This is a genomic window from Micromonospora matsumotoense, from assembly GCF_900091525.1.
Classification (GTDB): domain Bacteria; phylum Actinomycetota; class Actinomycetes; order Mycobacteriales; family Micromonosporaceae; genus Micromonospora; species Micromonospora matsumotoensis.
The window spans coordinates 274732-295558 of sequence record NZ_FMCU01000008.1; the positions used below are offsets into that span (position 1 = coordinate 274732).

Genomic DNA, 20827 nt, shown 5'->3' on the forward strand with positions numbered 1-20827 from the left:
CCGTTGCAGATCCGTGCCGGAAAGGCGGATCGCCGCCGTGACCGAAGGAGCGGCTGATGAACGGCTCGGCAGGGCTCGCATCCACTCTGACAGCGTGTCCGAGCCCCCCTGCCTGACCGCGTCCCGCCCGCCGGTCACCTCGGGAAACGAGGGGGCGGGCCGAAGCTCCGCGGCTCGACCCCACCCGCAGGACCCGGCTTCCTGTGTGGACGGAAGCGGAGCGAGAACAGCAAGGGCCGTTACCGGACAATCGCCGAACCGGCGGGACGTGGGGTGCACAAGTGATCAGTTCTGATGTCAGTGGGATCGCTGCGGATCTTGCTGCGAACGCCACTCTTCTGGAGATCGCCGAGAATCTGGGGCTCTCCCCGCTTCTCGATCGTGGGATGCCGTTCACGCTGGCCGAGGCGACTACCGCGGCCGACGTCGCCGAAGCGCGCATCCTGCCCTTCCTGCGCGCCACGGTCGCCGCCGGTCTGCTCGAGCACGACGCCGGGACCGGGCTGTTCGCGCCCTGCGCCGAGTTCGCGGCCCGCAGGTACGAGGCGGGCTACCTCTCCTGGTCGCTCAACGCGAACCGGCCGTACATCGATCACGCCGTGCAGTTCCTGCGCGAGCCGGAAGCGGCCGGCGGGCAACACCAGCGCGACGGCCGACGGGTGGCGGTCTCGTCCCGCTGGATCGGCTCGCGCGGCTTCTATCCCGGGGTCTTGTCGGAGATCATCCACCGCAAGCCCCGACGCATCGTCGATCTCGGTGCCGGCGCGGGTGCGCTGCTGATCCGGCTCCTGACCGAGCTGCCCAACAGCACCGCCGTGGCCCTGGACCTCAGCTCGGGGGCGTGCGCGGAGGCCGAGCACGCCGGTCGCCGCGCCCAGGTGGACGATCGTCTCACGGTGGTCAACCGGTCCGTCGAGACACTCGTCAACGACCCCGGTCCGCTCGCCGGCGCGGACATCGTCCACGCCGGCTTCGTCATGCACGACGTCGCCCAGACTCCCGAGGTCTTCGCGGGTGTCCTGCGGACGTGCCGGGAGCAGCTCTCCGACGGCGGTTGCCTGGTGGTCACCGACGCGGTGCCGTACGTGAACACTCCGGGTGAGCGTGCCTTCAGTGCCCTGTTCAGCTACCTCCACGAGAGTTCGATGGGCGTGCGGCTACCGGCCGAGGAGCAGTGGTGCGAGCTTTTCCGGCAGGCCGGCTTCTCCGACGTGACGAGCACCCCACTGCCGATGCCCGGCAGCCGCCTCTTCGTGGCCACCCGATGAGCGGGATCGAGGGATCACCCGCCCTGGCGGAACACGACACCGAGCAGATGGCCATGGCCCTGTACCAGGCGCGGCGGAGACGCGTACCGATCGCACCGTTCACCGATGCCCGTCCCACGCTCGACGCGGTGGGCGGATACGCCGTCCAGCGTCGGCTGACCGACCTGCTGGTCTCCGACGGCGAGCGGGTGATCGGTTACAAGGCGGGGCTCACCTCCGCCGCGATGCAGGAGATGTTCGGGGTCGACGCCCCGGACTACGGCCCGGTGTTCGCCTCGACCGTCCGTCCGGACGGTACCCGTGTCGCCCGTGACGACTTCATCTCGCCGAAGGTGGAAGCCGAGATCGTCTTTCGGCTGGCGAGCCCGTTGGCCGGTCCCGGCGTCACCGTGGAGCAGGCCCGCGCGGCGATCGGAGAGGTCGTCGCCGGTCTGGAGGTGGTCGACTCCCGGATCACCGATTGGCGTATCCGGCTGGGCGACACGATCGCCGACCTCGCCTCGAACGGCGCCGCCGTGCTGGGACGCCCGATCCGGGCCCGCCCGGACCTGGACTACCGGCTCGTGCGCATGGCCTTCCGTCGCAACGGGGAGCTGGTCGCGTCCGGCCGGGGTTCCGACGCCCTGGGCGACCCGGTGGCGGTGGTGGCGTTGCTGGCGAACCTGCTTGGCGAGAACGGCGTCACGCTGGAGGCCGGGCAACTGATCATGACCGGTGCCCTGCACGCCGCGGTCCCGTTGCGTCCAGGCGACACCTACACCGCCGAATTCGATCATCTGGGTGCGGTCAGTCTGCACGTGGCGCATGAGTAGTCACGACCCGGATAGGAAGGCGATCCCCTCGATGAAACCAGAACGACGGCTGTCAGTTGGGGTGCTCGGCGCCGGGCTCATCGGCGTCGACCTGGCGATGAAGGTCGAGCGGTCCGCCGCGCTGGCCCTCCACCTCGTCGCCGGCCGGACGGCCGAGAGCCCGGGGCTCAAGCGGGCCGCCCGGCTGGGCCTGCCGGTCACGAGCCGGGGCCTACCCGCACTCGCCGACCTCGACGAACCGCTCGACGTGGTCTTCGACGCCACCGACGCCGGCTCGCACGCCGAACACGCCGAGGCGCTGGCACCGCTCGGCACGCTGCTTGTCGACCTGACGCCGAGCCGGATCGGACGCATGGTCGTCCCCACCGTGAACGGCGCGGACGTCACCGGCCACCGCGACCTCAACATGGTGAGCTGCGGCGGACAGGCGTCGGTGCCGATCGTACGGGCGGTGGCACGGACCCACCACATCGACTACGTCGAGGTGGTCGCGACCGCCGCCACGCTCAGCGTCGGCCGCGGGACCAGGCTGAACCTCGACGAGTACGTGGAGACCACCCAGGACGCGCTCCGCGAGTTCACCGGCGTCGGGGACGTCAAGGCCATCCTCAACATCAGCCCCGCCCGTCCTCCGGCGACCTTCCGGGTGGCCATCTCCCTGATCGGCGAGGGGCTGACCTCCGATTCGGTACGCCCCCTCGTGGCGGAGGCCGCCGCCGACGTCCGTGCCTTCGCCACCGGTTACACCGTGACGAGTTGCGTCGTGGAGGACGACAGCAGGGCATTCATCGCCGTGGAGGTGACCTCCACCGGCGACCAGATACCCGCCTACGCGGGCAACCTCGACATCATCAACTCCGCAGCGATCCGGGTCGCCGAACGCTGTGCGGTGCAACGCCGACCGACCGAGGTCATGGAGGTGGCATCATGAGCCAGCAGGCCGCGGCGGGTCCGCCGGGACGACCGATCCTGATCCACGACCCGACGTTGCGCGACGGGCACCACGCCGTCCGCCACCAGCTCGGGCGCGAGCAACTGCGGGCGTACGCCGAGGCCGCCGACGCGGCCGGGATACCCGTCGTCGAGGTGGGGCACGGCAACGGCCTGGGCGCCTCGTCCCTCCAGGCCGGCCGCGCCCTGCTCAGCGACGCGGCGATGCTCTCGGTGGTCCGGGACGCGTTGTCCACCAGCAAGCTCGGTGTGTTCATGCTGCCGGGGTGGGGCACGACCGAGGACATCCGGCAGGCCGTCGCGCACGACGTCGACCTGGTCCGGATCGGCACCCACTGCACCGAGGGCAACCTGGCCGAGCGGCACCTGGGGCTGCTGCGCGATGCGGGCGTCGACGCCCATGGCGTGCTGCTGATGAGCCACATGGCGACTCCCGAGCGGCTGGCCGAGGAGTGTGCGCAGCTCGTCGGGTTCGGCGCGACCGGAGTGGGCATCCTCGACTCCTCCGGCTACTACCTGCCGACGGACGTGACCACACGCATCGCGGCCATCCGGTCCGCCGTCGACGTGCCGGTGATGTTCCACGGGCACAACAACCTCGGTATGGCGGTGGCGAACTCGATAGCCGCCGCCGAAGCGGGCGCCACCATCCTGGACGCGTGCGCCCGGGGGTTCGGCGCGGGGGCCGGCAACACGCAGCTGGAAGTCCTCGTGCCCGTGCTCGAACGACTCGGCTACGACACCGGCATCGACTTCTACCGGCTGCTGGACGCGGCGGACATCGCCGAGCGGGAACTGATGCCCGCGCCGCCCACCATCGACTCGATCGGCGTGGTGAGTGGTCTCGCCGGGGTGTTCTCCGGATTCAGGAACCGGGTGCTGGACGTCGCCGCCCGCGAGGGAGTCGATCCACGCGACGTCTTCTTCGAACTGGGCCGCCTGCAGGCGGTGGCCGGGCAGGAGGACCTGATCGAGGACGTGACGCTCACGTTGCGGGCCGGGTCCACGGGGCGGGACGAACGGACGGCGAGCCATGTTTGACCAACTCAAGGCCATTCTGGTCGAGGATCTGCAGATGCGGACCGAGGACGTCGTCGCCACGGCCGATCGCGCCGAGGTGGGCCTCGACTCCCTCACCGTGGTCGAGTTGTCGGCCCTGCTCAGCCAGCGGCTGGACATCCAGGTCTCCGACTACGAACTGCTGGAACTCGCGACCGTCGGCGACATCGCCGATCTGGTCGCGGAGCGCTGTCGTGCCTGAGGGCGCGGGACCGACCGCCGGACCGTCGCACGCCGTCACGCGGGCCCTGTCGGGCAACGAGTCACCACACGATCCGTCACCCGGGATCCTCGCCACGGTCGCGGCGAGCGGCCGGATCGTCAACCGCTATCCCGACCCGGCCTGTGCCGACCTGATCCTGGCGCGCGCACACCGGCAGGGTGTGGAGCCCGACCGCCTCACCGCCACCCGGCTGGTCGTCATTGGTCATCCCCGCAACCCCACCGGCACTCTGGTCGGCCCGGACGAACGACGCGCGTTCCTCGACCGCACCCCGCCGACCTGCCTGGTCGCCCTCGACGAGGCGTACTTCGAGTACGTCGACGAGCCCGTCGGAACCGGCGGCCTCGCCCTGTGCGACGAGTACCCGAACCTGGTGGTCCTGCGCACCTTCTCGAAGGCGTACGGCCTGGCGGGGCGCCGGGTCGGCTACCTCGCGGTACGCCGGCGGCGCAACCGCGGGGCACCGCAATTGCTCACGACTGGAGCGGTGGGATGATGCCGGAGAACACAGCCCCTTCCCGGAAGGTGGTCGTCGCGCCGGGGATGTGCAGCGGTGGCTCACTGATCTTCGGGCGGATCGGCGACTGGACGTGGGAGTCGGTGGCCGAGGCCTGCGGCACCAACGTGCACGCCGCCCGTACCGCCGAGGGCCAGCCGACCTACCTGTCGTTCTACTACTACCGGGTGCGCGGCGGGAAGGTCGTCCACCCGCACGGCTTGACCTTCGGCGACGAGCTCGACGTGACGTCGAGGGTCTTCCAGTTCGGCGGCGGCTCGGTTCTCACGTTGCACCGGCTCGCCCCCGCCGGTTCCGGCCTCGGCACCGCGGTCCTCGATCCGGCGGAGGTCTACGAGACGCCGGACCCGGAGTGCATGTACGCGGAGACGCTCAACCGGTGGATCGCCCGTGGCCGTCCGGACAGCAACCGGGTCCTCACCGAAACGGTCCCCCACGATTTCGCGTACGCCGACCTGCCGCGACTTCCCAACCGGTTCTCACCGCGTACGCTCGTCGGCCGCGCCCGTCATGCGGGCAGCTTCTGCGTTCCGGGGCCGCCCGGATTCACGGTCGCCGGGGAGGAACGGTCCTTCACGTACGCGCTGGACGCCGTGCGGGACATCAACGGCGCCGGGCTGGTCTACTTCGCCTCGTACTTCTCGATCTTCGACACGGCGCTGCTGCGACTGTGGCGCGGGCTCGGCCGCAGCGAACGGCAGTTCCTCCAGCGGCGGGTGATCGATCAGAAGGTGGGCTTCTTCGGCAACGCCGACCTGGGCTCGCTCTTCACCATCACCGCGCGGAGATGGCAGAACGTCGCCGACCCGCTGTCCGAGATCGCCGACCTGGAACTCCGCGAGTCCACCACCGGTCGGCTGCTGGCGGTCGCGGCGATCGAGACGGAGACGCCGTCGACGCCGGCATAGGAGGCGGTGTCGGTCCGGCACGGCACGGCACGGCACGGCACGGCATCATCGCACGGGTACGGTCGCGAACCGGCGACCGTACCCGTGCTGTCGTGGCTGACGTAGCGCACCGTGCGGTCGCGACATCCCGGGCGACCGCACGGGTGGGTGCGGACCGTCCAGCCGGACGGCCCGCACCGGATCGCACCGTTCCGGCTCGGTCACCGGGCCCGAAGCGGGCTATCGTGCCGCTGTCGCCACCGGCTGTTCGCTGGTCAGCGTCGCCGGACCGAACCGCCGCAGTGCCACCACGAGGTTGACCGCCGCGAGGGTGGACAGGACCGCGAGGACGAGCAGCGTCGCCGTCACCCCGAAGCGGCCGATCGCCATCCCGCCGGCCACGAAGCCCAACGGGCCGGCGATGTTGCTGATGGTCATGACCGCCTGGATCACCTTCGCCCGGATGTCGGCCGCGAACCGGGTGGCCAGGATGCTGAAGAACGGCGCGTTGGACAACGGCAGCGCCGCACCGGACACCGCGAGCGCGCCGACCAGGACCGGCACCGGCACGTCGAACAGCAGCACCCACCAGGGAAGGACGAGTTGGAAGGCGGCCAGGCCGAAGACCAGCATCGGGGACAACCGGCTGCCGATCAGGTAGCTGACCGCCGCCCCGGCGATGGCACCGGCACCGAAGCCCGAGAGCAGCAGCCCACCGACCTTCGCATCGCCGCCGAAGCGGTCGAACGCCAGCAGCGGCAACGCGAGCATCAGGACCCGCATGAGGAAACCGAAGCTGACGGTCGAGACCATCACCCGTCGGAGGAAGTCGTCCCCGAGCACCGCGCGGACCCCGGCCAGGACTCCCGTGTGGGTCGCGCTCTGCTGCTCCTGCCGGGCAGGAGGCGGCAGTTCCGTGCGCGGCGTGCGGGGGACGAACCACCACAGCAGCAGGCCGGACAACGCGTAGGTCGCGGCGTCGAACCACAGCACCTGCTCCGCACCGAGCGTCGCGATCAGCACACCCGCCACGGCCGGACCGGCGAGCGCGGCGACGTTGAAGCACCCTTCCAGCACACTGTTCGCCCGCATCAGTGCCTTCGGGTCCGGACCGACGAGCTCGGTGGCCAGGTCGCGCTGTGCGGCGAAATAGGGCACCCCGAGCACGCCGATCACCGCCACCACCGCCAGGATCAGGGGGAAGCTGAGTAGGTCCAGCGCGGCCAGCACCGGTATCGCCGCGATGGCCACGGCCTGCGCGAAGTCGGCGACCACCATGGTCCGGCGGGCGCCGAAGCGTTGGATCACCTCGCCGCCGGCGAATCCGAGCAACGCCATGGGCAACACCGACACGGCGAAGACCAGACCTGCCCGCGGCGCCGAATCGGTGCTCTCCAGGACCAGCCACGGCAGGGCGAGCATCGTCATCTGGCTGCCGAAGGCGGAGCCGCTGCCAGCGACGTACACCGCCGCGAGTGCCCGTCGGGCGGGCGCAGGCCCGGGCGGTGGCACGGTGCGCACCCCGCTCACCGTCGCCCGGCCGGCTCGTCGATCAGCGCCGTCACGATGCGGGCGAGGTCCGCCACGTACTCCTTCATGACCGAGAAGTGTTCGCCCTTCATCCGGTGGACCGCCACCCCGGCGGTCCGTTCCCGCCACCGCTGCAGGTAGTCGTCGAAACTCTGTCCGGAACTGACGACCTCGTGCGCGCCGAGCGCCAGCTCGTCGCTGACGATCAGATCCAGGTGACCGGCGTACGGGCGGTCACGGTAGGACAGCACCATCTCCATGACCTCCTCCCACATCCGCGCGGCGGGCAGCCACATCGTTCCCGCGCCACGCTCGGGCAGCGTGATCCCGTCGTTGCCGACGATGTCGTCCACGATGTGTTCGAGCAGCGCCAGGGTCTCCTGCCGAAGTTCCGAGGTGTCCTCGTCCGGCGCCGCCGCATCGAGCCCCTCCAGGTTCGTCACACACTTCTTGATCAGGGCGTACTCGTCCCAGAGGTGCTCCTTCTGCCAGGCGTCCTGCCCCGGGTCGAGCAGGATGAAGGTGACCTCCTCGCCGTCGTTCCTCAGCCTGGTGGCCATCTCGCTGCTCACCCCGCCGCCGCCACACCAGCTGAAGATCCGGTACGGCCCGTGCGGGACGGCCGCCCGTAGCTCCGCGACGTAGCGGGCCGCCATCTCCTCGGTGGACGCGACCGCGTCGGTCGACGGGTCACGGCCCGGCCACTCGAACGCGACCACCGGCAGGTCCGGGTCGAGGTGCTCGGCCAGCCGCCGGTACCAGTGCGCGCTGCCACCGCCGGGATGCACGCACACCAGCGGGGGCTTGTCACCGGTACGGCGCAGCCAGAGCAACGCCGTGGCCGGTCGCCGCCTGCGATCGATCGACTCGGCGAGCGCCGCGAGCGTGCGGTGCTCGACGAAGGACCGCACCGTGGTCTCGATGCCGTGCCGGTCCCGCAGCATCGCGATCGCCCGCAACGTCAGCAGTGAGTGCCCACCGAGGTCGAAGAAGTCGTCGTCCCGGCCGACCCGGGGCAGGTGGAACAGCTCGGTCCAGACCTCGGCAACGGCCAGTTCCGCCGGCGTGCGCGGCGCGCTGTACTCCCGTGCCGACGTCCCCGCCACCGGCCGGGGCAGCGCGCTGCGGTCGAGCTTGCCGTTGTTGTTCAACGGAAGCCGGTCCAGGCGCACCCAGGCCGTCGGGACCAGGAAGCCGGGCACCCTGCTCCGCATCTGGTCGCCGAGCCGGGCGGGGTCGGCCGGGCCGTCCCCGTCGAGAACGACGTAGCCGACGAGCTGCTTGATCCCGTCGACGCCCTGGTACGCCGCCGCCGCAGCGGCCCTTACCGAGGGCAGCTCCGCGATCGCGACCTCCACCTCGCCCAGTTCGACGCGGTGTCCGCGGATCTTCACCTGGTGATCGCGCCGCCCGACGAAGTGGACCGTGCCGTCCGGGTCCTGGCGGACGATGTCCCCGGTGCGGTAGAGCCGGGCCCCCGGCGTGTCTCCGGACGGGTCCGGTACGAAGCGTTCGGCGGTCAGGTCCGGGCGGCCGTGGTATCCCCGGGCCACGCCCGGACCGCCCAGCAGCAGCTCACCCGGCACACCGAACGGGACCGGGTCGAGGTTCCCGTCGACGACCCGCACGTGGGTGTGGTGGATCGGCTTCCCGATCGGGATGGCAGCGGTGAGCGCGGGCAGCGGGATCCGCGGGTGGACGGTGGCGAACGTGGTGCTCTCGGTCGGGCCGTACCCGTTGCTGACCAGCACGCCGTGCGCCATCGCCGTACGCACGTGCAGCGGCGACAGCACCTCACCACCGACGACCACCTCGCGTACCCCGGCCAGCGCCTGCGGCCGGACGTCCAGGATGGTGGTGAAGAGGCCGGTGGGCAGGCACAGCACGGTCACCCCGTGCCGGCTCAGGATCTCCTCGAGCTCAGCTGCGGTCGGCGTCTGCGGGGCGACGACCAGCCGTGCCCCGTTGCACAGCGCGCCCCACACCTCGAACGTGGACGCGTCGAAGGCGAGCGTGCCGGCCTGCAGCAGGACCTGGTCGGCGTCCAGCCGGGCGTAGTCCTGGCCGTGCACGAGCCGTACGACGCCGCGGTGCGGGACCTGCACGCCCTTCGGGCGTCCGGTGGATCCCGACGTGTACGTGAGGTAGGCAAGGTTCTCCGGTGACAGCGTCACCTGTGGCGCGGTGGTCGGCCGGCTGCTGTCCGACCACCAGCCGGGGTCCAGGCTCAGCGTGGTCAGCCCGGGACGCGCCGCGAAGCGGTGGGCCTGGCCCGGCCCGCCCAGCATGAGCCGGGCGCCGGAATCGTCGAGGAGGTACTCGATGCGGCTGTCCGGGTACTTCGGGTCGAGCGGCAGGTAGCAGGCGCCGGCCTTGAGGATGCCCAGCAGCGCCACCACCGCGTCGATCCCCCGGTCCATGCAGACCGCGACGGGCGTCTCCGGGCCGGCGCCGTGCTCACGGAGCGCCCACGCCAGTTGGTTGGCCCGGGCGTCGAGCTGACCGTAGGTCAGGCGCGACTCGCCGTACTCTAGCGCGACGGCGTCCGGCCGGGCGCGGACCTGGGCGGTGAACAGGTCGGTGATGCACACCTCGGGCAGCGCGGGCCAGTCCTGCTGCGGCGCGGTGAACCGGTGCGCCGGGGTCGCGTCGAGGGCCACCGGGTTGGTGCCGTCGTCGGCGACCATCGCGGTGAGCAGTGCGAGGAAGGTCTCCCCCAGGGCGGTCAGCCGCTCCTGCGTCGCCCAGCCGGCCCGGCACTCCAGTCGCAGCTCGCCCGGGAAGGTCAACGTGACCAGGGTGAACTCGTTGGGGCTGTCGTCGACGACCGCGCCGAACACGTCCTGCTGCGCGTCGAGGACGTGGAAGTCGAGGTAGGAGAAGATGGCGCTGATCAGCGGTTTTCCGCCGCCCCAGGCCCGTTGCATCGCGGGGATCGGGTAGCGGCGGTGCGGCCAGACGGCGAGTTCCTCGGCGAACACGGCGCGCACGAGGTCACGCCAGCGGGGCGTGCGCAGGTCCACCGCGAACGGCACCGTGTTGAGGTACATCCCCATCACCTCGTCGCCGCGCAGCAGCTCGGGCCGGCCGTTGACGACCAGACCGCTGAAGAACCGCTGCTGGCCGGTGATGACGCCGAGCATCGCGAGGTGCGCGGTGTGCAGCACGGCCTTGAGGGAGGTCTGCGTCCGCGCGGCCAGTCGACGTAGCTGCGGTTCGAGGTGCCGCCAGGACATCCGCAGCTCCGGTACCGCGCCGTGGCCGGCCGGGGCGGTGTCCGCAGGCAGGGCGACCCGGTCGTGGCCGCCGACGCGGTCCCGCCAGAACCGTTCGTCCGTCCCGGACGACACCGATCGCCGTTCCCACCTGACGAAGTCGGCGTAGCGTCCCGGGGGCGGGGGCTTGAGCGCATCGCTGTCCGAGTCCCGGATCGCGCGGTAGGTGTCCCGCAGTTCACCGATGAGGGAGTGGTGGCTCCAGCCGTCCAGGATGGCGTGGCACTCCGTGTGGGTCAGCACCCACGTCCGCTCCCCGGTGCGGTGCACGTGCCAGCGCAGTTGCGGGGCGTGGTCGATGGGCAGCCTCGTGGAGTGCATCGTGTGCCGGTACTGCGCCAGGACGTCCTGCTGCTCGGTCTCCGGGAGCCCGCGCAGGTCGTCGAAGCCCATCTCGACGCGTGCCGTGGCATGGACGAGTTGCATCGGCTCGGAGTAGCCGGACACGTCGAACGTGGTGCGCAGGATCTCGTGCCGGTCGACCAGCCACTGCCCGGCGGCACGCAACGCGGCCAGGGAGAACGGGCCGTCGTCGACGATGTCGAAGCTGGTCACGTTCTGGTATGCCGGGTGCGAGTTGTCGACGAGCATCTCGTACACCATGCCGGCCTGCACCTGGCCCATCGGGTAGGCGTCGACGAGGCCGTCCGGGAGCCGCTCGCGGTCGCCCGGACCGAGTTGCTCGAACGGGCCGACCAGCGGGTCGTCCGCGCCGGCCGCCGACCGGCCGGCGAGCGTCGCCAGCTGCGCCGCCGTCTGGTGGGTGAAGATGTCCTGCACCGACAGGCCCAGCCCCGCGCGGCGCAGGGCCCCGATCGCGCGGATGGCCCGGATGGAGTCGCCGCCGATGTCGAAGAACCGGTCGTGCACACCGACCCGTTCGACGCCCAGCGCCGCGCCGAGGGCGTCGGCGACGACGCGTTCGGCTGCGGTACGGGGGGCGACGTATTCGCCGGTCGCCCAGGCGCGACCGGGCGTCGGGGCCGGCAGCGCGCGGCGGTCCGTCTTCCCACTGGTGGTCAGGGGCAGCGCGGAGAGCAGTTGCCAGTGGCTCGGGATCATCGCCTCGGGCAGTCGACGGCGCAGGAACGACGCCACGTCGCTCACGTCGACGTCGGTGCCCGGGTCCCGGGCGACGAGGTAGCCGACGAGCTGGCCGTCGTGCACCGTGACGGCGACCGCGGACACGCCCGGGTGCCCGGCCGTCACCGCCTCGATCTCGCCGAGCTCGATGCGGTGCCCGCGGATCTTCACCTGGTCGTCGAGCCGGCCGAGGTAGTCGATGCGACCGTCCGGCAGGTATCTCGCGAGGTCACCGGTGCGGTAGAGCCGTCCGCCGGAATCCTCGAACGGGTCGGGAACGAACCGCTGCGCGGTGAGCTCCGGACGGTTGAGGTAGCCGCGGGCCAGTTGCACGCCGCCCAGCAGCAGCTCACCCGGCACGCCGACCGGGACCGGTCGCAGGTTCCCGTCGACGATGTAGGTGCGGGTGTTGGCGATCGGCCTGCCGATCGTGACCGGCGTCCCGGGCTCGCACAGGGTCGCGGTGACGTCGACGGCGGCCTCGGTCGGCCCGTAGAGGTTGTACAGCCGGCCGTCGATCCGCTCGTGGACGGCGTCGGCCAGGTCGGCCGGGAGCGCCTCGCCGCTGCAGATCATCCGACGCACCGACGGCAACGGCCCGGACGACTCGGCCAGGAACGCCCGGAGCATGGACGGCACGAAGTGCAGGGTGGTGACCTGCTCGGTGGCGACCAGTTCGGCCAGGTAGTGCGGGTCGCGGTGGCCGTCGGGCCGGGCGACCACCAGGGTGGCCCCGGTGACCAGCGGCCAGAAGAACTCCCACACCGACACGTCGAAGCTGTACGGGGTCTTCTGCAGCACCCGATCGGTGGCGTCCAGCCGGTACGCGTCCTGCATCCACCGCAGCCGGTTGACGATCGCGCGGTGCGTGACCACGACCCCCTTGGGCTGGCCGGTCGAGCCGGACGTGTAGATCACGTACGCCGGATGGTCCGGCCCCGCCGGGACCGGCCCCGCCGGCATCGGCCCGGTGTCGGCGACGACCGGTTCGGTGTCGGTGAGCACGATCGTGGCACCGGCGTCGGCGCACATGTAGTCACGGCGCTCGGCCGGGTACTCCGGGTCCAGCGGCAGGTAGGCGCCGCCGGCCTTCTGGATCGCCAGCAGCGCCACCACCAGCCCGACGCCGCGCCGGCGGCACACACCGACTATCGACTCCGGCCCGACGCCCGCGCCGACCAGGTACCGCGCCAGCCGGTCGGTCCGCCGGTCCAGCTCGGCGTAGGTGACGTCCTCGCCGTCGAAGCGGACGGCGACGGCGTCCGGGGTACGGGCCACCTGCTGTGCGAACAGCTGCGGCAGCGTGCCGGTCGGGTACGCCACGGCGGTCTCGTTCCACGTCCGCACCACCAGCCGCCGCTCCGCCGGTGGGGACTCGGCCAGCCGGCTGATCGGTGCGTCCGGCATGCGCGCGATGGTGCCGACGAGGGTGGTGAAGTGGGCCGCGAACCGCTCGACGGTGTCCCTGTCGAACAGCGCGGTGGCGTAGTTCAGGAACCCGGTGAGGGTGCCGTCGGGCTGGTCGACGGCCACCAGGGTCAGGTCGAACTTGGCGTCGCTCTCGCCGACCGGCAGTTCCTCGGCGCGCAGCCCGCCGACGCGGTGGGTCCCGGAGTCCCCGCTGGCCCACAGGAACATGGTCGAGAACAGTGGTGTCCGGGAAGCGTCGCGCACGGGGGCCAGTTCGTCCACCAGCCGTTCGAACGGGAGTTCCTGGTGGGCGTAGGCGCCGAGCGCCGTCTCCTTCACCCGCCGGAGCACCTCGTGGAAGGACGGGTCACCGGACAGGTCGGTGCGCAGGACCAGCGTGTTGAGGAACAGCCCGATCAGGTCCTGCACCTCGGACCGGTCGCGGCTGGCCACCGGGGTGCCGACGGTGACGTCGTCGCTGCGGCCGAATCGGCCGAGCAGGATCGCGTACCCGGCCAGCAGCACCATGAACGGCGTCGCGCCCGCCTGGCGGGCGAGTTCGTGCAGGGCTCGGGCGTCCGACGCGGGCACCGCGAACGGGACCAGGTCGCAGGTGCTGTCCCGGACCTGTGGGCGCGGTCGGTCGAGCGGCAGTTCCACCGGGGTGGCACCGGCCAGCGCCTGCCGCCAGTAGTCGAGCTGGCGGTCCAGCACGGCACCGGACACCGCACCGCGCTGCCAGGCGGCGAAGTCGGCGTACTGCACCGGCAGTGGTGCCAGCGGGGACGGTCCGCCGGTCAGAGCGGCGGTGTACAACCGGTCGAGCTCACGCCACAGCACCTGCTCGGACCAGCCGTCGAAGGCGATGTGGTGCAGGGTCACGACCAGCGCGTGCTCCTCGTCGGCCAACCGGGCGAGGGTTCCGGTCAGCACCGGCCCGGTCGCGAGGTCGACGGGCACCCGGTCGTGGGTCAACCAGCCGGCGATCCGCGCGTCCTGCGCGGCGGGGTCGAGGTCACGCAGGTCCACCTCGTGCAGGGTGGCCGGTGCCGGGGGGTCGATCACCTGGCGCGGGTCGCCGTCGACCACCACGTAGTGGGTGCGCAGTATCTCGTGTCTCGCCACGATCCCGTCCAGCGCCGCCCGCAGTGCGTCGGGCTGCAGCGGCCCGAACAGTCGGAGGCCCGCACTGACCAGGTACTCCGTGCCCCCCGGCCGGAGCTGGTCGAGAATCCACAGCCGGCGCTGCGCGAACGACAACGCCGACGGCGTCCCGCGCGGCACCCGGGCGATCCCTTCGTCCGGCGCGGCGGCCGCGGCACCTGCCAGCCTGCGCCGGAGCAACTCGGCGCGTAGACCTGCTCGATCGATCGTCTCAGTCACTGGGCACCATCCCGGGAAAGCAGTTCACTCAGCTGGGCGTCGGTCAGCTCGTCGAGTTCCGCCGTGATCAGGTCGGTCACCACCACCGCCAGCTCCGCCACGGTGGTCGCGTCGAACAGGCAGCGCAGCGGGATCTCGACGGCGAGGGCCGCCCGCAGCCGGGCCAGGACCCGGGTGGCCAGCAGGGAGTGCCCGCCGAGTGCGAAGAAGTCGTCGTCGACGCCGATCCGGTCGACGCCGAGGATGTCGGACCAGATCCCGGCGATGGTCTCCTCCGCCGGGTTGCGCGGCGCCACGTACCCGCGGGCGCCGTCGAGCTGGGGCGGGGTCGGATCGGGCAGCGCCGCCCGGTCGACCTTCTTGCTCGGTGACAGCGGCAGGGCCGCGACGGTGACCCAGGCCGACGGGATCATGTACGAGGGCAGCGACTCCCGCAGGTACGCCCGTAGCTCGTCAAGGTCGGGCCCGGTGTCGTGGGGCGACTCGAGGTAGGCGACGAGCCGTTTGTCGCCGGGCCCGACGTCCTTGGCGACGACGGCGGCTGCGGACACCGCGGGATGCTTGGCCAACGCGGCTTCGATCTCGGCGAGTTCGATGCGGAAGCCACGGATCTTCACCTGGGTGTCGAGGCGGCCGAGGAATTCGACGGTGCCGTCCGGCCGGTGCCGGACCAGGTCACCGCTGCGGTAGAGGCGCCCTCCCGGTTCGGTCCCGAACGGGTCGGGCACGAACCGCTCCGCAGTCAGCTCGGGCCGGTCGTGATAGCCACGGGCCAGGCGCACGCCGCCGATGCAGAGTTCGCCGGGAACCCCCACCGGAAGCGGACGCAGGCCCGCGTCGAGCACGTACACCCGGGTACCGGCGACCGCGCGGCCGATGTGCAGGGTGGCCGTGCTGCGCTCGTTGGCGAGGTCACCCGATACCGGGTTGAGCATGCAGGTGACGCTCGCCTCGGTCGGCCCGTAGTTGCAGAGGAACCGGCCGGACAGACCGGTCGCCGCCCACCGTTGGGCGTCGGCGACGGTCACCACGTCCGAGCCGACGTTCATGAGTTTCAGGCCGGCGAGCCGGTCGACGCCGGACTCCAGCATCTCGCGGTAGTACGCGGGGGTGATCTCCATGATCGTCACGCCGTACTGCTCCAGCTTGGGCGGCAACTCGCTCGGCGTCCAGAAGACCGGGTCACTCACCACGATCGTGGCGCCGGCGGCCAGGGTGGCACCGATCTGATCCATGGCGACGTCGAAGGTGAGCGCCGAGAGCAGGATGACCCGCTCCCCGGGACGCACGCCGTAGTAGTCGGCGATCACCCGGCAGTGGTGCGCGTACGACCGGTGCGAGATCATCACGCCCTTCGGGCGGCCGGTCGACCCGGACGTGTAGATGATGTACGCGAGGTTGTCCGGCACGGTCACCGGTGCCGGGTCGTCCGACGGCGGGTCACCTGCCCCGTCCCCGTCGTCGACGACGAGCACCGGGCGTTCGTGTCCGGCGAACCGGTCGGCGAACCTGCCGGTGGTCACCACGAGGTGCGCGCCGGCGTCGGCGAGCATGTAGCGCAGGCGCTCCGGCGGATGTTCCGGGTCGAACGGCGCGTACACCCCGCCGGCCTTGAGCACCGCCAGCAGCACCACGACCGGTGCGAACCCGCGTTCGAGGCAGGAGCCGACGACGACCTCCGGGCCGACGCCCATCGCCCGGAGGCGGTGCGAGAGCGCGTTGACCCGCACGTTCAGCTCGGCGAAACTGAGCTGCTCGGCCCCGAACACCACGGCTGTCGCGTCCGGAGTCCGGGCCGCCCACCGTGCGAACAGCTCCGGTACCGACAGGTGCCGTTCGTCGGGCGGGTCGAGCCGGTCCAGCCGGTCCGCGTCGGGGTCCGGCCACCGGTGCACGATCGTGTGGCGTTCGTCGGCGGACAGCAGATCGAGTTCGCTGATCCGGGTGTGTGGGTCGGCGACCATGCCGCTGAGCAGGCGTAGGTACTGGCGGGCGAGGCGTTCGACCGTCGCGCGGTCGAACAGTGCGGTGGCGTACTCGAACCAGCATTCCAGCCGCCCGTCCGGCTGTTCCATCACGGACAGGGTCAGGTCGAACTTCGCCACGGCCACGCCGCTGCCCAGGCCGACCGCGGTGCACCCGGCGAGGGCGGCCGGCGAGGCATCGGTGCTGTGCTGTACCTCGAACATGATCTGGAACAGCGGGTTGCGGGACAGGTCGCGGTCCGGTTGCAGGGCGTCGACGAGGTGTTCGAACGGCACCTCCTGGTGGGCGAACGCCTTCAGGGTGGTCCGGCGGATCCGGTCGATCAGGTCGAGGGAGTTCGGATCGCCGCCCAGGTCGGCCCGGACCACGAGGTTGTTGACGAAGAAGCCGATCAGGTCCTCGCTCTCCGGCCGCGTCCGTCCAGCGACCGGGGTGCCGATCGCGATGTCGGTGCGGCCGGTGTGGCGGCCCAGCAACACGTCGAACGCGGCCAGCAGCACCATGAAGAGGGTGGCACCGGTCCGGTTGCCCAGCGCGCGTGCCGCCACCGCGGTGTCCTGCGGAACATCGACGATCAGCAGGTCGCCGCGGAGGTCACGCCCGGGCTGGCGGGGCCGGTCGGGGGTGAGTTCGACCGGCACGAGCCCGGCGAGCTGGGTCCGCCAGTACTCGATCTGGCTGCCGAGGGTGCCGTCGGCCTGCCGGTCGCGCTGCCAGGCGGCGACGTCGGCGTACTGCACCGCAAGCGGCTGCGTCGACCACCGGGCACCGGCGAGGCCCGCCGCGTACGCCTCGTTAAGCTCGCGCAGGAAGATGCCCAGCGACCAGTTGTCGAACGCGATGTGGTGCAGGGTGATCGCGACCAGGTGTTCGTCGGCGGCCGTGTGCACGACCGTGACCCGCAGCGGGCGCTCGGCGGTGAGATCGAACGGTCGGGCGCTCGCCGCCTCGATGATCGCCCTGGCACGCGGTGCGGCATTCGCGGCGCCGGCCAGGTCCACCACGTCGAAGGCCACCGGGCCGGGGGGGTCCACGACCTGCAGCGGGATACCGTTGTCGGCGACGTAGCGGGTGCGCAGCACCTCGTGTCGGGCGCTGACCTGCTCCACCGCGCGGTGCAGGGCCGCGGTGTCCAGCGTTCCGGTGAGGTGGTACACCATCGGGACCAGGTATTCCGCGCTGCCCGGTTCGAGCTGGTCGAGGAACCACAGCCGTTGCTGACCGTACGAGGTCGGCAGGGCGCCGGTGCGGGGTACGGGCACGATCTGCGGCCCACTGTCGGGTGTCGTGCCCGCGTCGATCGCGGCGGCGACCCGCTCCACGGTCCGTCCGTCGAACAGGGTGGCCACCGTCAGTTCCAGCCCGAACCTGCGGCGCAACCGGTGTGCGAGCCGGATCGCCAGCAGCGAGTGCCCACCCATCGCGAAGAAGTCGTCCGCCACGCCGACCCGCTCGACCCCGGTCAGTTCGCCCATGACGGTGGCGACGGCCCGCTCGGTGGGCGTTCGTGGCGCGACGTGACCGGGGTCGTCGTCGCGGGGCCGGCTGTCGGGGGCCGGCAGCGCCGACCGGTCGACCTTTCCGTTGGGCAGGGACGGGAGCTCGGCCAGCGGGATGATGCTGGCGGGAACCATCGCGGCGGGCAGTCGGGTGGCGAGGAATCCGGACAGCTCGTCGGGGTCCACCGTCGCCCCGGCGGCCGGCACCACGTAGCCCGCGAGTTCCAGGTCACCGGCACCGGAGCGGTAGGCGGTGACCACGGCCGCCGCGACCGCCGGATGTGCCCGGAGCGCAGCCTCCACCTCACCGGGTTCGACGCGTACCCCCCGTACCTTGACCTGTGCGTCGAGGCGGCCGACGAACTCCAGCGTCCCGTCGACGCGCCACCTGACGAGATCCCCGGTGCGGTACCACCGCTGACCCGGCCGGGTGGCGAAGGGGTTCGGGGTGAACCGTTCGGCGGTGAGGTCGCCGCGCCTGGCGTAGCCACGGGCGAGGCCGACGCCACCGATGCACAACTCGCCGGGTACGCCGATAGGGGTGATCCGGTCGGCGGAGTCCACCACATACAGGTCGACGCCGGGCAGTGCGGCACCGATCGGGACCGTGCCGTCTGTCCCGTCACGCGCGTAACGCCACGCGGTCGCGTCGATCGCACACTCGGTCGGGCCGTAGGTGTTGTACAGCTCCACCTCGATCACCCCGAGCAGTCGCTCGCACAGTTCGGCCGGCAGCGGCTCGCCGGCGGAGCACACCAGTCGCAGTGCCGTGCACGCGGCCAGGTCCGGCTCGTCCACCACGGTCCGCAGCACGGACGGGACGAGCTGCACCACGGTGATCCGGTGCTCCGCGAGAGCACCGACCAGCACGGCGGTGTCGCGGTGCGCGTCCTGCGGCGCCATCACCACGCATCCGCCGGACACCAGCGGCGCCAGGAACTCCCACACCGAGGCGTCGAACCCGATCGTCGTCTTCTGTAGTACGCGGTCGGTGCTGGTGAGCTGGTGCTGGCTCACCGCCCACAGCACCCGGTTGCGGATCCCGCCGTGGGTGATCACGACGCCCTTGGGCTGACCTGTGGATCCGGACGTGTACATGACGTAGGCGGCGTTCGTGGCGTCGAGCGCCACCGGGGACGGTGGTGTGGCGCGGGTGACGTCGGCCCACTGCTCGTCGAGCGCCACCGCCGGTACGCGCCGGGGGATTCGCTGTCGCAGCGCCGTCTCGGTGAGCACCAGCTCGATGCCGGCGTTGTCGATCATGAAGTCCAGCCGGTCGGCCGGCAGGTCGGGTGCCAGCGGGACGTAGACCGCGCCGGCGATGAACGTCCCGAGCAGGGCGGCCACGACATCGGTACCGCGGTGCATGGCGACACCGACGGCCGTCTCGGCGCCGATTCCGCGGGAGTGCAGGAAGCCGGCCACCCCGTCCGCCCTGGACATCAGCTCGGCGTAGGTCAGCTGGACGTCACCGCAGACCACGGCAACCGCGTCCGGCGTGGCCTCGGCCTGGGCCCGGAACAGGTGCGGCAGCAACGCGTCGGGCACCTCGCCCGGCCCGGGGTTGCCGCCGAGCAGCCGCTGCCGTTCCACGGCCGTCACGGTCGGCACGGCACGCAGCGGCAGCTCAGGCGTCGCCGCGAGGTTCTCCAGGAGCGCCAGGTAGTTGTCGGCCATCCGCTGGATCCGGCCCCGGTCGAAGAGCACGGTGGGATAGGTCAGCCGGGCGACCCACGACCCGTCCGGCTCCTCGACCATCTGCAGCGACATGTCGAAGGTGGCGCTGAGCACCGGGGTCGGCACCCAGTCGACCTCGATGCCGGGCAGGCGCAGCGGCTCCCCCTGGCCGTTGAGGACCCCGAACCCGACCTGAAAGAGGGGGTTACGGGACAGGCCGCGGTCCGGTGCCAGCTCGGCGGCCAGCCGTTGCAGAGGTACGTCCTTGTGTGCGAAGGCGTCCAGTGCCGTCTCGCGGACGCGGGCGAGCAGCTCGACGAAGGTGGGATCGCCGGACAGGTCGGTCCGCAGCACCACCGTCTGGGCGAGCGAGCCGATCACCGGCTCCAGCTCGATCCGGTTCCGTCCACTCGTCGACACCCCGACACCGAAGTCGAGCTGGTCCGCGTAGCGGCTGATCAAGAGCTGGTACACGGCCAGGAACACCATGAACGGGGTCGCCCGGACTGCGCGTCCCACGGCGGTGATCCGGGCCGACAGCGGCGCCGGCACCGCGAACGCGACCACGTCGCCGGCCGGCTCCCAGACGGCGGGGCGCTGCCGGTCCGTGGGCAGCTCCAGTGGGGTCAGTCCGGCCAGCCGCCGCCGCCAGTAGTCCAGTTGCCGCAGGAGCGCCACATCGTCCGCGCGCCACCGGTTCCGCTGCCAGTCGGCGAAGTCGGCGTACTGAAGCTCCAGCGGTGCCAACGGCTCCGGCGGTGGTTCCGCGCCCCGGGCATGGGCCGCGTAGAGCACACCCCACTCCCTGGCGAGGATGCCCAGCGACGGGCCGTCGAAGGCGATGTGATGCACCACGATCATCAGGATCGTGTCGCTCGGGGAGAGCTGGACGGTGGTCAGCCGCCAGGGCGTGCCCGCCCGCAGGTCGATGGGTGTGGTCACCGCGACCTCGCCGATTTCCCGTACCCGTCGGTCCTGCTCGTCCGTCGGGTATTCGCTGAGGTCCACCACCGTGATGTCGGCCGGTGCCGGTTCCTCGATGATCTGCACCGGCTGTCCGTCGACGGTCGCATAGCGGGTACGCAGGATCTCGTGCCGGCTGACGATCTCCGTGAAGGCGGCGGTCAGGGCCTCCCGGTCCAGCGGCCCGCGCAGCCGGAAACCCCAGTGCAGCAGGTACTCCTGGGCACCGGACCGGACCTGGTCGAGGAACCACAGCTGCTCCTGCTCGAACGACAGTCGGAACTGGTTGTCGGTTTCGAGGATG

General features: G+C 71.5%; 10 protein-coding genes. 7 read left to right on the forward strand and 3 right to left on the reverse strand.

The features are described from left to right. The first annotated feature begins 281 nt into the window (after window positions 1-281). The 7 genes from GA0070216_RS18295 to GA0070216_RS18320 are packed head-to-tail and all read left to right on the forward strand — an operon-like array spanning window position 282 to window position 5738. Window positions 282-1268 carry a class I SAM-dependent methyltransferase gene (locus tag GA0070216_RS18295; protein ID WP_141723132.1) on the forward strand — a complete coding sequence of 329 codons (987 nt, stop codon included), beginning with the start codon at window positions 282-284 and terminating at the stop codon, window positions 1266-1268. Further along, window positions 1265-2080, forward strand: a complete 816-nt coding sequence (locus GA0070216_RS18300; protein ID WP_245722570.1) for a 2-keto-4-pentenoate hydratase — start codon at window positions 1265-1267, stop codon at window positions 2078-2080. Before GA0070216_RS18295 ends, GA0070216_RS18300 begins: the two co-directional genes overlap by 4 nt. A 31-nt stretch (window positions 2081-2111) precedes the next feature. Continuing rightward, window positions 2112-3011, forward strand: a complete 900-nt coding sequence (locus GA0070216_RS18305) for an acetaldehyde dehydrogenase (acetylating) (protein ID WP_091247360.1) — start codon at window positions 2112-2114, stop codon at window positions 3009-3011. Beyond that, window positions 3008-4072: a 4-hydroxy-2-oxovalerate aldolase gene (dmpG, locus tag GA0070216_RS18310; RefSeq protein ID WP_091247361.1), complete on the forward strand. Its 1065-nt coding sequence runs from the start codon at window positions 3008-3010 to the stop codon at window positions 4070-4072. Before GA0070216_RS18305 ends, dmpG begins: the two co-directional genes overlap by 4 nt. Beyond that, a complete protein-coding gene (locus GA0070216_RS35570) occupies window positions 4065-4292 on the forward strand; it encodes an acyl carrier protein (RefSeq protein ID WP_245722571.1) in 228 nt (75 codons plus the stop codon). Before dmpG ends, GA0070216_RS35570 begins: the two co-directional genes overlap by 8 nt. Further along, window positions 4285-4809 carry an aminotransferase class I/II-fold pyridoxal phosphate-dependent enzyme gene (locus tag GA0070216_RS18315; RefSeq protein WP_245722572.1) on the forward strand — a complete coding sequence of 175 codons (525 nt, stop codon included), beginning with the start codon at window positions 4285-4287 and terminating at the stop codon, window positions 4807-4809. The genes GA0070216_RS35570 and GA0070216_RS18315 overlap by 8 nt, the downstream gene beginning before the upstream one ends. Continuing rightward, window positions 4809-5738 carry an LnmK family bifunctional acyltransferase/decarboxylase gene (locus GA0070216_RS18320; RefSeq protein WP_245722573.1) on the forward strand — a complete coding sequence of 310 codons (930 nt, stop codon included), beginning with the start codon at window positions 4809-4811 and terminating at the stop codon, window positions 5736-5738. The genes GA0070216_RS18315 and GA0070216_RS18320 overlap by 1 nt, the downstream gene beginning before the upstream one ends. 219 nt (window positions 5739-5957) lie before the next feature. Here GA0070216_RS18320 and GA0070216_RS18325 read toward each other — a convergent pair whose 3' ends face one another. From GA0070216_RS18325 to GA0070216_RS18335, 3 genes are read right to left on the reverse strand one after another with little or no spacing between them, the layout of a single operon-like run. Further along, on the reverse strand, window positions 5958-7238 hold the full coding sequence (locus GA0070216_RS18325; RefSeq protein ID WP_245722574.1) for an MFS transporter: 1281 nt from the start codon (window positions 7236-7238) through the stop codon (window positions 5958-5960). A gap of 5 nt (window positions 7239-7243) precedes the next feature. After that, complete coding sequence (locus GA0070216_RS18330) at window positions 7244-14398, reverse strand: non-ribosomal peptide synthetase (protein WP_091247364.1); 7155 nt, start codon at window positions 14396-14398, stop codon at window positions 7244-7246. Beyond that, window positions 14395-20826, reverse strand: coding sequence for an amino acid adenylation domain-containing protein (locus GA0070216_RS18335; RefSeq protein ID WP_425413165.1), 6432 nt, complete (start codon window positions 20824-20826; stop codon window positions 14395-14397). Before GA0070216_RS18335 ends, GA0070216_RS18330 begins: the two co-directional genes overlap by 4 nt. Between the last annotated feature and the right edge of the window lies 1 nt (window position 20827).

Coding starts and splice junctions, on each gene's coding strand:
- GA0070216_RS35570 (WP_245722571.1), top strand. CDS start 4,065: ATGTTTGACCAACTCAAGGCCATTCTGGTCGAGGATCTGCAGATGCGG.
- GA0070216_RS18300 (WP_245722570.1), top strand. CDS start 1,265: ATGAGCGGGATCGAGGGATCACCCGCCCTGGCGGAACACGACACCGAG.
- GA0070216_RS18320 (WP_245722573.1), top strand. CDS start 4,809: ATGCCGGAGAACACAGCCCCTTCCCGGAAGGTGGTCGTCGCGCCGGGG.
- GA0070216_RS18305 (WP_091247360.1), top strand. CDS start 2,112: ATGAAACCAGAACGACGGCTGTCAGTTGGGGTGCTCGGCGCCGGGCTC.
- dmpG (WP_091247361.1), top strand. CDS start 3,008: ATGAGCCAGCAGGCCGCGGCGGGTCCGCCGGGACGACCGATCCTGATC.